Below are 14,103 nucleotides of genomic sequence, written 5' to 3'. Positions count from 1 at the left end.
CTTTGACGCCAAAAGCGCCGGGATGTCAGAAATCCCCCGTAGGCTCGCTGATTTCAGACCGCAGAGTAGTGCCGCCAAAGCCGCCCAGGCCTGCCCGGTCACCATATGACCTTGACGCCGATACGGCCGTCATAGCCATGCGAGCGCCCGTTGAAGCCAACAGAGTAACCAGCGGATGCATAGAGCGCGGCGTTCCTGGTGATTTGCGCATCGACGCCCGCCCTGACCTCGCCCCAAGCCCCGCCGAGATCCGAGTTAAAAGGAATGTAGCCGGTCGCCGAGGAGAACGAGGTCTTCGGATTGCCCAGGAACTCATTCCACACGCTCGCCTTCAGCCAAGCCGTCATCATGCGGGGCCTCGCAGCATCATCCAGGGCCCAGCCCTTGGCGAGTCGAGCCCCGACCCTGCCAGCCAGCGAATCCACGTCCGAGGAGCGTACAAAGGCGGCCCCGTCATGGCCTGAGCCGTTGACCAGCGTCTGGTAGATGAGCTGCGCCTGTGGTTCGATGATCCACCCGTTTCCGAGGGAGATCGGATAGCCTCCCTCCAGGGAGGCTGCGAAGCCGAAACCCTCGCGCTTCAGCTTTGGCAGAAGACGCTTCGAGTCTGCCTCCGCCTCGAACCAGGTGCCTTGCACCACCCCGTCGAGGTACCAGCCCGAAGCTCCGAAATGCGTCCAGTAGGCGCCCAGCGAATAGCCATCGATCGTGTTCTTGCCGGCCTTGATGCCGTTGAAGTGAGTGACATCGCCTTCAAGCCGACCGATGGCACCATAGACGCCGGCATGGTCACGGGAGCCGTCGGCGTTGATGGCTCTGTAGAGATCCAGGCCAGCCTGAAGAGCGTAGATGCTGTAGTTGAAGTTCGGGCCGTTGCGATAAACGCCCCAGGGACCGCCATCCTGATTGCCATGCTGGCCAATGATCCGCGCCCATCCCGCCGAAGCGTAGGAGCGCCCCGGCAAGGCGGCGCCTGCCGGCAACTGGACTGTCGTGGTGCAGCGGAAGTTCTTTTCCGGATTCTTGCACCAGACGGTGCGCTCCTCGGTGACCGGCGCCGCCTCGAGAGGACGCAGTTCGCCCACGCGCTCGTGCAGGCTATCGATGATCGTGCGCCCGTAAATCAGGCCCATTGCCGGCAGCGCCGCGTAGAGCGACACCTCGCGACGGTAGTCCGGGATGGGCGTGGAAGGCTCGGGGCTGGGCCCTGGCGTCGGAGGGATCTGCGAGCGAAGATACCAATTGTCGGGCCCGGACGCGTCGACGCTGCCGCGATACAACGAGTATTCATAGGGCCCGGCGACGACCGGGCGCCCGAGCGAGAAGGTCCCGGGATTGGTCGTGCCACCGTTCTGAGCATCCACGACGAGAATGCCGTTAGCAACGGTCAGGTCTCCCGGACCGATCGTGTTGGTGATCAGCAGCGGCGAGCTGCCCGAGGCGTTGCCGCCGTCGATGACCAGCCGATCCGACGGCGACGAATCGTTGCCAAGGAAGGTGTTCAGACCGATCTGGCCGTTGATACCTTGTAATTGACGACCGTGAGCGTCTTGTAGCTGGCGAGTAGCGTCGGATCGCCAGTCGGCGGCGTGTACTGGATCAGGCTCGGATCGTTGACGAGATTGGTGATGTTCGAATTGCCCGTCATGATCCAGGTGCTGTCGATCAGTGTCAGGTTCGACACGCTACCTGCGGCGGTGAAGGCGGAGCCGATCACAGTTGAGTTCGTCAGCGTGATGTTGGCGAGACCGGGCACGACAGGCAGCGCTGGCGGGGCGCTAGGGGATGATACCGCAGACGGCGGTGGACTGCCGGGATCCGGATCGGGAAGCTCCGGAACTCCGGTCAGCGGCGCATGGCCGAGCAGCAGTGGGAAGTCGGTGCTTTGGCCGACGCGCAACCATTCGCCGCTGCCACCGGCGGTCGAGCGCGTGAGCGTGACGTTGCCATTTCCGGCAACGCCGATCGTCGGCCCACTTGCATTGGTGAGTGCGCTATCCGTGTAATTTCCATTCGAGACGGCTCCCGGTGCACCGATGACAAAGAGGGCTGCCGAGTTCGCGCCCGTCGCCGTGACCGTCGCCTGGTTGCCAACGATCAAACCTCCAGCTTCGGCCACCGAGCCGTGCGCCGCGACACCGGACGTTGTCACAGAGGTCCGGTTCATCGTCACCGAGGTCGGGTTGTCCCGCGACAACGCGCCATGGGCGCCAGCACCAGTCGTGGTGACAATCGTGTCGTTGGCTGTGACCCTGGCTTCTCCGCGCCCGGAGATGGGGCGCGTGCCGTAATCGCCGAGAATCGCGCGGAGACCGACCGCATTGAGCCCGGTCGTGTCGATTGTCGCGTTCGTCACCGTGGTCTGAGCCAGTGGCGTCGCAATGTCGTTGCGGGACTGGGAGGTCACTCCGTGGGCCAATTCGCCGGAGGTGCTGATCGTGAGGTCTGTCGCGGTTGTCGTGGCGGCAAACTGATCGCCGGTCTGCTCCGTTACCGTGAAGATACCGATGCCGCTGAGGCCGGATGTGGTGATGCGGGTTCGAGTGAGGTTGAGGACGCCACCGTCGTCCGCGACGGCCCCCATCGCGCGAGTACCGGAGGTTGACAGGACAGTGCCGTCTGAAGTCAGAACGCCACCGGGATTGCGCGCGACAAACGCATGCGGCCGGGCCCCCGATCTTACCTCTTCGCCTGTAGTCGTCACGCTGCCACCGTTGAACGTGATCTGGCCATCAATATCGGCGACCACGCCCATGGCATTGTCGATGCCGCTCGTCCGAACGGTCACGCCGTTGGCGGTGACGCGGCCTCCGCCGGAAGCCGCAATCCCGGGGCTGTCGCGGCCAACCGTCGTCGAAGATCCGCCGTTCATGACGGCGGTCGAGCCACCGATGACCCGCAATCCGTAACCTATGGAAGTCACCGGCCCCGTCGCCTGCAGGGTCGCGTCGGTCAGGGTCAAAGAAGACCCCCCGTCCACCAAAACCGCGTTGGCACCTTTGGAGTCGATCGTACCGCGGGTCACCGAAGCCGATGCGCCTGACAAAAGATGAAGCCCATTGGCGCGCGTGGAAAGGACGCCGGTGGAGATGTTGGTATCGACGAGCGCGGCGGAGGATCCGGTGTCGGAGACAAAGACGCCCGTCCCGCGTTGGCCGGTCATCGCGATGGTCACGTTGGTCAGGGAAAGTGAACCGCCGGAGGTGGCTCGCGCGCCGGCTGCCGGATCGGTGTCCGCCGCCGACGTGGCTGACGACGACAGGGTCGAGCTGCTGAGAGATATCGATCCTCCAGCCTCGGCGCGCAGCGGGCTGGAGAAATTCCCGGAGACGCCGATCGTCAGGCCGGTGCCCGTGATCGTGCTGCCGGCGCCTGTCGCGAAGAGTGCATGTCCGCCTGCGATGGCCACGGTGCCGACGCCCGTCGTCGAGATCGAGGTTCCATTCAGATCGATTGCACCACCGCCCTGGGCCAACGCTCCGAACGAACTGCGCGAACGGGTGAGGAGCGTACCCCCGCTGACAGTGATCGAGCTGCCGCTCCCGTCAGAAACAAGCGCGTGATTGTTCAGCCCACCCGCGCCGCCCAGCATCGTGACGTTGGTGTTCGTGAGGGTCAGATGGCCACCACCGACGGCCGTCGCGCCGGTCATGTTATTAGCCACTGTGGTGCCGTTAGGCGGCCCTAGCGTGAGCGACGAACCAGTCATGCTTATCAAGCTGGTCGCCCCGCTGGACCGAAAGCCGGTCTGACTTGCCGAGTTGGCAGTAGTCGTTGCCGTGGTCGCGAGCGTGCTGTTGTTGAAGGTGATGGAGGCCCCGGATTGCGCCTGTCCGCCCACCGTAGAGGCTAAAGGCAGGGCGACGTTGATGCCATTCGCGGTAATTGAGCCTCCTATGTTCGAGGCGTTCAGTCCAATGGCCCCGGCCGGCGTGGCGATGACGTTGCTGCCCGGCGATACGGTACATGCGGTTCCGTTAACGACGGCAGGACTCGGACAAATTTGAGCGAGTGCCGAGATGCAGCTGCCCAGAAACGCAGCGGCAATCAAAAAAGGCGAGCGCAGCCGATCCATCGGAAGCTCCGTTCCGGACCGCAGCTCGAGATCTTCCAGAAATCGCTCTCACGAATGCCGTTTGCGGCACTCTTGGCCGGTTCCCTTCTGGGTGCCGAGAGAGGATTTAAACCCCGACCTTCGGTCAGCTCAGAAACGAGATAGTTCAGGCAGTGGCGGCTACGGTGCCGCAACTCGGCGTCGATTCGCAAGCCGGGGCTCGGAGAAGCTCACGTTCCGATCGCAATCCTTTCCATCTGGTTACGATTATCTCAGTTGCGATGACGCGGTTGACCTGGTTCGTCCCTCGGAGAAGAAGGCTGCCGATTTCGCAGCTCGTCCTCACGGCCCTTAGCGATGTCGGCTTTTCGGCGGAACATCGGCGTCGGCCTGCCACCCATCGCTGACTTTCGCAGACGCTCGCCTCTCCCCTCGCAAATTCCGCAAAGAGCGACGCCTGCCCTACCCGCGCCGCGCCCGCTCCCGCGACAGCCCCTTCGCCGCGAGCTCGTCGAGATAGGCCTGCAGCTTCGCCTCGCCATCGCGGCCGAGCTCGCGCAGATAGTCCCAGCCATAGATGCCGGTGTCGTGCATGTCGTCGAAGGTCAGGCGGACGGCGTAATGGCCGACAGGCTCGACCTTGAGGATTTCGACCTCGCGCTTGCCCGGCACGGTCTGCTTCTGCGTCGGGCCATGGCCCTGGACCTCGGCCGAGGGGCTCTCGACGCGCAGCAATTCGGCAGGGAGCGCATGACTCTCGCCGCTCTCAAAGGTCACATGCAGAGTGCGGCGATCCTTCGAGAGACGGATCTCGCTCGGCCAATCTGACATCTTCGTGTTTCTCCAGAACAGCTTGCGACCATCAGCCTGCTTGACCGCGGGCTTGCCGCCGCCGATGCTTGCTTCCTATATCAGAGCAACGGCAGGCGCACTGCGCCGCAAGACCGCGACCGCCCAAGGATTTCAGCCATCGTGCTGCACGACCCCATCAAGCCTTTGATGCGTGCGCCGCTGACCGACCCGTTCGGCCGCGACATCTCCTATCTGCGCATCTCCGTGACGGATCGCTGCGATTTCCGCTGCGTCTACTGCATGTCCGAGGACATGGCCTTCCTGCCGAAGCGCGACCTGCTGACGCTCGAAGAGGTCGACCGCGTCGCCACCGCCTTCGTCTCGCGCGGTACGCGCAAGCTCCGCATCACCGGTGGCGAGCCGCTGGTGCGGCGCGACATCATGAACCTGTTCCGCTCGCTCTCGCGCCATCTCGCCTCCGGCGCGCTCGACGAGCTAACCGTAACCACCAACGGCTCGCAGCTCGCCCGCTATGCGCAGGAGCTGGCCGATTGCGGCGTGCGCCGCGTCAACGTGTCGATGGATACGCTCGACCCCGACAAGTTCCGCAAGATCACGCGCTGGGGGGACCTGTCGAAGGTGCTGGCCGGCATCGAGGCCGCGCGCGCGGCGGGCCTGCGCGTCAAGATCAACGCGGTGGCGCTGAAGGGCGTCAACGAGGACGAGATCGAGGGCCTGATGCACTGGGCCCACGGGCTCGGCATGGACCTGACGCTGATCGAGGTGATGCCGCTCGGCGAGATCGAGCCTGCCCGGCTCGACCAGTTTCTGCCGCTCTCGATGGTGCGGGCCAGGCTGATGGACCGCTACACGCTCGACGACGATCCGTACCGGACCGGCGGACCGGCGCGCTATGTCCGGGTGCGCGAGACCGGCGGACTCGTCGGCTTCATCACGCCGATGACCCATAATTTCTGCGAGAGCTGCAACCGCGTGCGCCTGACCTGCACCGGCACGCTCTATATGTGCCTCGGCCAGGAGGACGCCGCCGACCTGCGCGCGCCGATCCGCGCCTCGAGCGACGACGCCCTGCTCTACCGGGCGATGGAAGAGGCGATCTCGCGCAAGCCCAAGGGCCACGACTTCGTCATCGACCGGCGCCAGCCCCGCGCCGCCGTCGGCCGGCATATGAGCGTGACCGGGGGCTGAGAGCCGGCTGACCCTGCTCAGCGAGCCCGCAATCCGCGCACGATGTTCGTCGCCCGCCTGAGAGCAGTCACAGCCGCGCCTACGGCGAGCAGCCAGAGCGCGATGGTCAGCACTTCATTCTGGCCTCGCCACAGCGGCTCCAGCAGCGAGAGGAGCGCCGCCGCCGTAATCGTCGCCATGCGGTGCTGCTTGGCCATCGGGCCGGAGAAGTCGGCCGGCAGCCCGCAATTGCGCCCGAGCTCGCGGGTATAAGCGGTCAGAACGGCAAGAGCCGCCGCCGCCCAGCCCAAGGCCGGCACACCGATACCGTAACCGACGCCGGTCAGGATGAGGATATCGGCGATCCGATCGGGAAACTCGTTCCAGAACGGTCCGTCGGGAGCCTGCTTGCCGCCTTCGATCGCGACCATTCCGTCGAAGAGATTGCAGAGCAGCCTGAGCTGGCAGAACAGGGCGGCAGCAAGCAGCAGGGCGGCACGCGGCCCGGAAGCCGCCGTGCCCGCGAGCCAGAAGGCGGCGCCGGCGACAGCCGCCATCGCCATGCTCGCCATCGAGATCTGGTTCGGCGTGATACCGGTGGCACTCAGCCGGCGCGCGATCGCCCGGGCCCAGCCGGAATCGCGGCTCGAGAGCGGCCGCCGATCGTCATCCTGCGCCATGGTTCATCGCCTTCCTGCTCCGCCACAGCGAAAAATTGTAGAGCGCCGCATAGCTGGTCGCGACGGTCAGCGGGACCGCGATGGTCCTGGCGATCTCGGGCGTGCCGCCGATCGTATGGATCATGGTCAGCAGGCTCGCGGAGACGAGCCCGGCGATCGCCGGCGGCGCCACAAGCGCGGCCAAGCCGGTAAAACGGCGGGCGAGATATTCGATGCCCCGTTTCAGGACCAGGGTGATGACAGCCGAGAGCGTGCCCTGGATCAACCCGGCGAGGAGTGGTGCCGGCATCGGATGGGTGCGGTTGGCAAAAGCCGCCCAACTGCCCATGGCGATGAAGGCAAAGCCGACATGCACGATGCTGCTTTGCATCAGGCGCGCGAGCGGCAGGCTCACGTGGTCGACCAGCCGTAACGAACGAGGTGGAAGAAGATCGGGGCGGAGAACACTACCGAATCGAGCCGGTCGAGGAAGCCGCCATGGCCGGCGATCAGGTGGCCCCAATCCTTGATGCCGCGATCGCGCTTGATCGCCGACATGACGAGCCCACCAAAGAAGCCCATCAGCACGATGGCCAGCGCCAGGAAAGCGGCCTGCAGCGGCGTGAACGGCGTCATCCAGGACAATGCGGCGCCAACGGCCGTCGCACTGAGCGCACCGCCGACGAAGCCCTCGACCGTCTTCGACGGCGACAGCCTGGGCGCGATCTTGGTGCGACCGAGAAGCTTGCCCCAGACGTACTGCAGGACATCGCTGATCTGCACGACGATGACGAGAAAGGCGATCAGGAGGACGTTGCGCCCCTGAAAGCCGGGGATGTCGAGGCTGAGCAGTGCCGGCACATGCGAGGTGCAGAAGACACAGATCATCAGCGCCCACTGCACTTCGGCGATACGCACCAGGAAATGATCGGTGTCGCCGCGCGCCGCCGCGATGATCGGCATCAGCAGGAACGCGTAGACGGGGATGAAGATCGAATAGAGGCCGTACCATTCGATCCAGATCAGATAATACTGCATCGGCAGCACGATGAAGAAGCCGGCCGCCAGCGCCCAATGGTCGGCACGGCGCGTGTTCGTCAGCGTGATGAATTCACGCAAGGCCGCGAACGAGCAGAAGGCAAAGAGCAGGGTCACGCCGGTCTTGCCACCGATCAGCGCCAGCCCCATCAGCACGACCATGATCCACCAGGCGCGGATACGGTCGTTCAGGTTCTCGACCACGGCGTTCGAGCCATCAGGCGAAAGCCGGCGCTGCAGCAAGTAGCCGATCGTGGACGCGACGATCAGGATGGCGAGCAGGCCTGCGAGCACGGCCACGAGATCGGGATGCGGCATCGTCATGGCGCGCTTGCCTTCGGTGACAAGGCGAGCAGCGCTCCTTCAGCCCTCGCCAGGAAATCCTGCTTGGTCTCAGCCTCCCCGAGGACGAGTGCGGCGCCGAAGGTGACGGTGCAGATCAGCGGCACCGGCACGAATTCGCCCTTCGGCATGACGCGGTTGAGATTGTCGATCCATACCGGCACGAGGGCCACGTTCGGCCGCGCCTGCGCAAGGTGGAACAGCCCGCTCTTGAACGGCAGCAGCCGCGCATCCGTGGTGTTGCGCGTGCCCTCCGGGAACACGATGAGAGAGGAGCCGGCATCGAGCGCCTCCGCCATCTGGTCGACCGGATCAGCTGTTCGGGTCGCAGTATCCCGGTTGATCAGGACGGCATTGAAGGCATCGCGGCCGATGAAGCGCCGAAGGCCGCTTTTCAGCCAGTAATCGCTGCCGGCGACCGGCCGAGTCGCGAAGCGCAGGCGGCGCGGCAGCACCGTCCAGATCAGGACAAAATCGCCATGGCTGGCATGATTGGCGAAATAAATCCGCTGCTCGCCGGTCGGCGCGACCCCATCCCACCGCCCGCGGACCGCCGTGATGAAGCGGGCAAAGACCACAATGAGCGTACCAGCCAAGCTGATCCCTGCTTCGCGCATCCCCATACCCGATTGCCGCCCTTTGCGATGACGTAGCGTTCATCTCGAACGCTGTCGACATTGCAGGGGTCAGTGGCAAATTCGAGCGCTGCCATGTGGCTGCCCGACCGGCAGAACCCGCCAGCCCTCGCGCAGCCCGCCCCTGCTTTCGTCGCATGTTGCCTACGCGCTCTTGTGTACTAGTATACATGCCAAGGCCGCAGCAAAGCAGGCCAGCATTGGGAGGTACCATGAGCCATCTGACACGGCGCGGCGTAATCGCCGGCGCTTCCAGCCTCGCCGCGCTCTCCGCCGGCGGAGCCTTCGCCCAGGGCGCACCTGCGAGCCCGGTCGCGCTCAACATCATCGACGTCGCCGGCAATCTGCAATTGACGCAGGCCGCGATCGAGAAGTTCGCCAAGGACAATCCGAAGCTGATCTCGCGACTGAATTTTTCGCGGGCGCCGTCGCCGGAACTGCCGGCCAAGCTCAAGGCTCAGCAGGACGCCAACCGCGTCGACATCGACATGGTGCTGACCGGCCCGGGCGCGATGTCGGATGGCATCCAGCAGGGCCTGTGGGTCGACGTCTGGAAGTCGCACACCGCGAGCCTGCCCAAGGCCGAGGACATCTATCACGAGCAGGCGCTGATGATGCAGCGCAATTTCGGCCAGAACGAAGGCGTCGCCGTCGTCTATTCGCCGTCGGGACCGCTGTTCGAATACATGGCCGACAAGCTTAAGACAGTACCCAAGACGGCCGAGGAGTTCCTCGCCTATGTGAAGGCCAATCCCAACCGCTTCACCTATGCCCGCCCGCTCAACTCCGGCCCCGGCTGGACCTTCCTGCAGGGCATGCCCTACATCCTCGGCGACAGCGACCCGAGCGATCCGATGAACGGCTGGGCCAAGACCTGGGCCTATCTCAAGGAACTCGGCACGGCGATCGACTACTATCCGACCGGCACCGCCGCGACGATGAAGGAGCTCGGCGACGGCACGCGCGACTGCATCGTCTCGACGCTTGGGTGGGACATCAACCCGCGCGCCCTCGGCATCGTGCCGAAGGAGGCCAAGGTCTTCACCCTCGCCAACACGCACTGGATCCCCGACACCCAGTTCATGTGCATCCCGAAGGGAGTGGCTGCGGACAAGATCGCGGTGATCCTGGCGCTGATGTCGCATCTGCTGAAGCCGGAATCGCAGGCGGCGACCTATGACAAGGGCTATTTCTATCCCGGTCCTGCGATCAAGGGCGTGACGCTCGCGATGGCGCCGCAGGAGAGCCAGAATGTGCTCAAGGAGTTCGGCCGGCCTGAATATGACGGGCTGATCGGCAGCCTGCCGACCCGCCCGCCACTGACGCCCGCTCGCCTGGTCGCAGCCTTCCGGCGCTGGGATCAGGAGATCGGCGTCGGCCACGCACCGAAATAACATGCGTTTCGCAGCTATCGGCCTCGACCACCGCCATATCTACCATATGGTCGGTGGCCTGCTGGAAGCCGGCGCAGAGTGCGCCGGCTTCGACCCTGCGACCAGCGATCCACGCGTGCTCGACGGGTTCCGCGAGCGCTTCCCGCAATTGCGGGAGGCGGAAGGCGAGCGGCTGCTCGACGATCCCTCGATCGACCTCGTCGTCTGCGCCGGCATCCCCTCGGAGCGGGCTGGCCTCGCCGTGAGGGCGATGCGGGCCGGCAAGGACGTGATGGTCGACAAACCGGGCGTCACCAGCTTCGAGCAGCTTGCCGAGGTCGAGCGGGTCGTCGCGGAAACCGGGCGGATCTTCTCGGTCTGCTTCTCCGAGCGCTTCGTCGTTCCGGCCACGATCGTCGCCGGCAAGCTGATCGCCGACGGCGCGATCGGGCGCGTCATCCAGACGGTAGGCCTCGGCCCGCACCGGCTCAACCGGGCGATCCGGCCAAACTGGTTCTTCGACAAGCGCTATTTCGGCGGCATCCTCACCGACATCGCCTCGCACCAGATCGACCAGTTCCTGCATTTCACCGGCTCGCCCGATGCCGAGATCGCGACCTCGGGCATCGGCCATTTTGGGACGCCAGATCTGCCGAGGTTCGAGGATTTCGGCGAAATCCTGCTTCGTAGCGACCGGGCGAGCGGCTTTATCCGCGTCGACTGGTTCACCGCCGACGGCCTGCCGACCTGGGGCGACGGGCGGCTCACCATCCTCGGCACGGAAGGGACGATCGAGCTGCGCAAATATGTCGATATCGCCAGCCGGCCGGGCACCGACCACCTCTTCCTGGTCGACAAGGCCGGCACTCGCCACATCGACGCCAGCAGCGAGCCATTGACCTATTTCCGTGCCCTCGTCGCCGACATCGCCGATCGCAGCGAGACCGCGGCAACGCAGCAGCACATGTTCACGGTCTGCCGGCTCGCTCTGCATGCGCAGGACCGGGCCGTGCGCCTGCCCGTCAGAGGAACCGACGCAAAGTGACACGCAAGCTCGGCATCGCCGTCATCGGGCTGGGGCCAGCCGCCCTGCCCCATTCGCGCAGCCTCATGGATTTGGCGAACCGGGTCGAAGTCCGCCATGTCGCCAGCCGCTCGCAGGAGCGGCTCGATGCCTATCGCACCCAGTTCCCCTTCCCCGGCACCACCGACATCGACGCGGTTCTGGCGGACGAGGCCGTCGAGGCGGTGATCGTGCTGACGCCGCCGGCGAGCCATCGCGATGTCGGCGCGCGTTGCCTTGCCGCCGGCAAGCATGTGCTGGTCGAGAAGCCGCTGGAGCTGACTGTCGCGCGCGGCGAGGAATTGGTCGCGGCGGCGCGGCGCGCTGGCAAGGCCTTCGGCGTCGTGCTGCAGCACCGTTTCCGGCCGGCGAGCCTGCGGCTCAAGACGGCCTTGGACGGCGGCGAACTCGGCTCGGTCGAGGCGGGTCTGCTGCAGGTGCCGTGGTGGCGGCCGCAGAGCTACTATGACGAGCCCGGTCGCGGCACGATGGCGCGCGACGGCGGCGGCGTGCTGCTGACGCAGGCGATCCACTCCTTCGACCTGTTCCGCTCGCTGGTCGGCGTCTCCAGGGTCGTCGCGGCGCAGGTGCGCACCACCGCGCTGCATCGGATGGAGACCGAGGACTATGTCGGCGCCCTGCTCGAGACCGGCAACGGCGCGCCGGCGACACTGGTGACCACCACCGCCGCTCATCCCGGCCATCCCGAGCGCATCGAGATCATCGGCAGCAAGGGCCATGCCGCACTGGTCGGCGGACGGCTGCAGCTCTCCTTCCTCGACGGCCGCTCGGAGGTGGTCGAGGCCGAGGGCAATACCGGCAGCGGCGCCAACATCATGGACTTCCCGCATGACGCCCATCGCGCCGTGATCGCCGACTTTCTCGATGCGATCGAAGCGGGGCGCGATCCGGTGATCACCGGCGAGGAAGCCCTGACATCGCAGCGCTGGATCGACGCGATCCTGGCGGCGGGGCGCGGCTGATTACGCCATGCGATAGGCCATGCGCACGCCGCCCCAATGGCGGCCGGCGACGCGCAGCGGCGCATCGACCTCGCGCATCAGCTGGACACCGGCGCTGCCCATGTCGCGCTGATAGGACTGGATGATGAAGGGCCGTGCCGAGCGCGCGGCCGTGATGCCGGCCCGGTCGTCGAAGATGCGGCGGTCGCGGCTATAGGCGGGATTCCAGTCCGGATCGCCGGGCCGCTGCGGCTGCGAGTACTCAGGGTGGTGTACCGGGACATAGCCGTTGCGGTCGATCGGCAAGGTGAAGACGAGGCGCGGATCGCTCGCCTTCTCCTGCTCCATCACCTCCGGCAGGATCGCCTGCAGCACAGACAGCGCCCGATTGACGAACTGGCGTGGATTGGAACCCGGAACCGGCACGTAATCGGTGTCGAACAGGTCGTCCTCGCTGAGGCGGCCGGTGCGCAGCGCCGCTTCGAGCAAGGCCGCAACCCGATGGGCGAACTCCTGCGCCTGCTCGATCAGCGGGCGATAGCCCTCCTCGATCTCCCCGAGCCGCCGATGCAACGCCGCATGCGTTTCCTCGTCGCCACGCTCGAAGGCAATGTGCAGGCCGAAATCGCTGCGCGCCATCACCCTGCAAGGCAGCGGCGGCAGGCTCTCGATCACGATCGTGCCGCGCGCCCGCGCCCTCAGCTCGGTGTCGGCGACCGACAGCAAGGCGCCGCCGAAGCCAAGGTCGATGGTCCGCCCGGCGACGATGCGCCCGCCGAATTCGAGCCTGACCGGGCATTCGGCCGGGAAGCGGTCATGCTGGCGCCGGTCGGCGAAGACGGTATGGCGCAGCGTCGGCACGAAGCGCTCCAGCAGCCCCTCCGCCTGACGCGCGCCTTCGGCCAGCGCCCGCCTGGCATCGACGTTCTCCTGCGCGGCAGCGAGCGCGACGCCGTCGACCTCGGCGACGCGGTCCCGCACCGTCTCGATGAAGCGGGCAGTCGCCTCGGCGCTGCGCGACAGCTCGGCCGCGGCGGCCGCCTGTTCCTGCGAGGCCTCGCCGACGGTCGCCATCACCGGATTGACCTCTCCGACGAGGCGGAAAGCGTCGGTGACCACGGCGGCCGAGCCCTGCGCCGTCTGGTTCAGGCGATCCACCTGATTGCGGATGTGGTCGACCGCCTCGCGCACGCCGAGCGAAAGCGACTTCACCTCCTGCGCGACGACGCCGAAGCCCTTGCCGGCCTCGCCGGCACGCGCGGCCTCGATCGTGGCGTTGAGGGCGAGCAGATTGGTCTGGCGGGCGATCTCGGCGATGGCGTCGACGATCGAGCGGATCTCGCTGGTCGCGGCCGCGAGCCCGTTGATCATCGCCGTCGCCTCTTGGGCGCGCTCGGCGGCGTTGTCGAGCATGTCGCGGGCGCCGGACATGGCGGCGCCGACCCGCTCAGCCGCTTCCGAGACCTGCAAGGTCGCCGTCGCCAGCGCCGACGAGTTCTCACTCGCTTGCAGCGCCGACTCGCGCAATTCGGCCATGCCGCCGCGGATTTCGCGGGAGCGGATTTCGGACCGCTCGGAGCAATGCTCGGCCTGATCGAGCCCGTCATTAAGGCGGCGCATCGCGGCGACGACGTCACTCTCAAGCTCGTTGATCGCTTCGCTGATCGACATCTCGGCGGGAGCGGGCTGCTGCTGCGGCGGCTCGACGACGGCTTGCAGCGCAGCCGGCGCGGCAGCGGGGCCGGCGCGGCCCAACAGGCGCCAGACGGAGCGAGCAAGCATAGGCATTCCCGGGGCGAGACAGGATGCTCAACCATGCGCCGGCAGGGTTAACAAAAGCCTGAGACGGCCAAGCCAAAGCACGATTTCCCGGCCGCTCCGGCCGCCACCTCTGCCCGCGGCGCAGATGCGTTCGCCTACCGGGCGGGATGGACCGGCGTCGCCCGCCCGCCTAGATTGCAGGCAACCGACCGGCAGGGGCAGCCGGCTTCGCCAGG

The 14,103-nt window shown here is 66.2% G+C and carries 12 protein-coding genes; 4 read left to right on the top strand and 8 right to left on the bottom strand.

All coding sequences use genetic code 11. The annotated features are described in order from the left end of the window. Positions 1–98: 98 nt before the first annotated feature. The 3 genes from ASE66_RS14095 to ASE66_RS14080 all read right to left on the bottom strand — a co-directional run bounded on the left by ASE66_RS14095 (position 99) and on the right by ASE66_RS14080 (position 4,885). Positions 99–1,505, bottom strand: coding sequence for an autotransporter outer membrane beta-barrel domain-containing protein (locus ASE66_RS14095; RefSeq protein ID WP_244494923.1), 1,407 nt, complete (start codon positions 1,503–1,505; stop codon positions 99–101). Further along, a complete protein-coding gene (locus ASE66_RS33220; RefSeq protein WP_244494916.1) occupies positions 1,502–4,075 on the bottom strand; it encodes a beta strand repeat-containing protein in 2,574 nt (857 codons plus the stop codon). The genes ASE66_RS14095 and ASE66_RS33220 overlap by 4 nt, the downstream gene beginning before the upstream one ends. Before the next feature lie 441 nt (positions 4,076–4,516). Then, positions 4,517–4,885, bottom strand: coding sequence for a gamma-butyrobetaine hydroxylase-like domain-containing protein (locus tag ASE66_RS14080; protein WP_057190247.1), 369 nt, complete (start codon positions 4,883–4,885; stop codon positions 4,517–4,519). A gap of 168 nt (positions 4,886–5,053) precedes the next feature. Here ASE66_RS14080 and moaA point away from each other — a divergent pair, with 168 nt between their 5' ends. Continuing rightward, positions 5,054–6,055 carry a GTP 3',8-cyclase MoaA gene (gene moaA, locus ASE66_RS14075; protein WP_057190398.1) on the top strand — a complete coding sequence of 334 codons (1,002 nt, stop codon included), beginning with the start codon at positions 5,054–5,056 and terminating at the stop codon, positions 6,053–6,055. 17 nt (positions 6,056–6,072) lie between these two features. Here moaA and ASE66_RS14070 read toward each other — a convergent pair whose 3' ends face one another. Genes ASE66_RS14070 through ASE66_RS14055 form a run of 4 tightly spaced genes read right to left on the bottom strand, consistent with a single transcriptional unit; the run spans position 6,073 to position 8,690 of the window. Further along, positions 6,073–6,714: a CDP-alcohol phosphatidyltransferase family protein gene (locus ASE66_RS14070; RefSeq protein ID WP_057190246.1), complete on the bottom strand. Its 642-nt coding sequence runs from the start codon at positions 6,712–6,714 to the stop codon at positions 6,073–6,075. Further along, on the bottom strand, positions 6,701–7,084 hold the full coding sequence (locus tag ASE66_RS14065; protein WP_200964598.1) for a hypothetical protein: 384 nt from the start codon (positions 7,082–7,084) through the stop codon (positions 6,701–6,703). Before ASE66_RS14065 ends, ASE66_RS14070 begins: the two co-directional genes overlap by 14 nt. 20 nt (positions 7,085–7,104) lie before the next feature. Next, positions 7,105–8,055, bottom strand: coding sequence for a phosphatidate cytidylyltransferase (locus ASE66_RS14060; protein ID WP_057190244.1), 951 nt, complete (start codon positions 8,053–8,055; stop codon positions 7,105–7,107). After that, positions 8,052–8,690, bottom strand: coding sequence for a lysophospholipid acyltransferase family protein (locus ASE66_RS14055; protein WP_057190397.1), 639 nt, complete (start codon positions 8,688–8,690; stop codon positions 8,052–8,054). Before ASE66_RS14055 ends, ASE66_RS14060 begins: the two co-directional genes overlap by 4 nt. Positions 8,691–8,920: 230 nt before the next feature. Here ASE66_RS14055 and ASE66_RS14050 point away from each other — a divergent pair, with 230 nt between their 5' ends. Genes ASE66_RS14050 through ASE66_RS14040 form a run of 3 tightly spaced genes read left to right on the top strand, consistent with a single transcriptional unit; the run spans position 8,921 to position 12,127 of the window. Further along, positions 8,921–10,102, top strand: coding sequence for an ABC transporter substrate-binding protein (locus tag ASE66_RS14050; protein WP_057190243.1), 1,182 nt, complete (start codon positions 8,921–8,923; stop codon positions 10,100–10,102). A gap of 1 nt (position 10,103) precedes the next feature. After that, positions 10,104–11,126 carry a Gfo/Idh/MocA family protein gene (locus ASE66_RS14045; RefSeq protein ID WP_057190242.1) on the top strand — a complete coding sequence of 341 codons (1,023 nt, stop codon included), beginning with the start codon at positions 10,104–10,106 and terminating at the stop codon, positions 11,124–11,126. Beyond that, complete coding sequence (locus tag ASE66_RS14040; protein WP_057190241.1) at positions 11,123–12,127, top strand: Gfo/Idh/MocA family protein; 1,005 nt, start codon at positions 11,123–11,125, stop codon at positions 12,125–12,127. The genes ASE66_RS14045 and ASE66_RS14040 overlap by 4 nt, the downstream gene beginning before the upstream one ends. On the opposite strand, the gene ASE66_RS14035 is transcribed toward ASE66_RS14040, so the two are convergent. After that, positions 12,128–13,888 carry a methyl-accepting chemotaxis protein gene (locus ASE66_RS14035; protein WP_057190240.1) on the bottom strand — a complete coding sequence of 587 codons (1,761 nt, stop codon included), beginning with the start codon at positions 13,886–13,888 and terminating at the stop codon, positions 12,128–12,130. It lies immediately after the preceding gene. Positions 13,889–14,103: the final 215 nt, after the last annotated feature.

Origin of the sequence: Allobosea sp. Root483D1 (assembly GCF_001429505.1) — a bacterium.
GTDB lineage: Bacteria > Pseudomonadota > Alphaproteobacteria > Rhizobiales > Beijerinckiaceae > Allobosea.
The sequence above is the reverse complement of the archived record's forward strand: the minus strand, read 5'-3'. Positions and strand labels throughout refer to the sequence as shown.

Excerpts from the sequence above, each read along its gene's own strand:
- ASE66_RS33220 (WP_244494916.1), bottom strand. The coding sequence starts at position 4,075 with ATGGATCGGCTGCGCTCGCCTTTTTTGATTGCCGCTGCGTTTCTGGGC.
- ASE66_RS14080 (WP_057190247.1), bottom strand. The coding sequence starts at position 4,885 with ATGTCAGATTGGCCGAGCGAGATCCGTCTCTCGAAGGATCGCCGCACT.
- moaA (WP_057190398.1), top strand. The coding sequence starts at position 5,054 with ATGCGTGCGCCGCTGACCGACCCGTTCGGCCGCGACATCTCCTATCTG.
- ASE66_RS14070 (WP_057190246.1), bottom strand. The coding sequence starts at position 6,714 with ATGGCGCAGGATGACGATCGGCGGCCGCTCTCGAGCCGCGATTCCGGC.
- ASE66_RS14065 (WP_200964598.1), bottom strand. The coding sequence starts at position 7,084 with ATGCAAAGCAGCATCGTGCATGTCGGCTTTGCCTTCATCGCCATGGGC.
- ASE66_RS14060 (WP_057190244.1), bottom strand. The coding sequence starts at position 8,055 with ATGACGATGCCGCATCCCGATCTCGTGGCCGTGCTCGCAGGCCTGCTC.
- ASE66_RS14055 (WP_057190397.1), bottom strand. The coding sequence starts at position 8,690 with ATGCGCGAAGCAGGGATCAGCTTGGCTGGTACGCTCATTGTGGTCTTT.
- ASE66_RS14050 (WP_057190243.1), top strand. The coding sequence starts at position 8,921 with ATGAGCCATCTGACACGGCGCGGCGTAATCGCCGGCGCTTCCAGCCTC.
- ASE66_RS14045 (WP_057190242.1), top strand. The coding sequence starts at position 10,104 with ATGCGTTTCGCAGCTATCGGCCTCGACCACCGCCATATCTACCATATG.
- ASE66_RS14035 (WP_057190240.1), bottom strand. The coding sequence starts at position 13,888 with ATGCTTGCTCGCTCCGTCTGGCGCCTGTTGGGCCGCGCCGGCCCCGCT.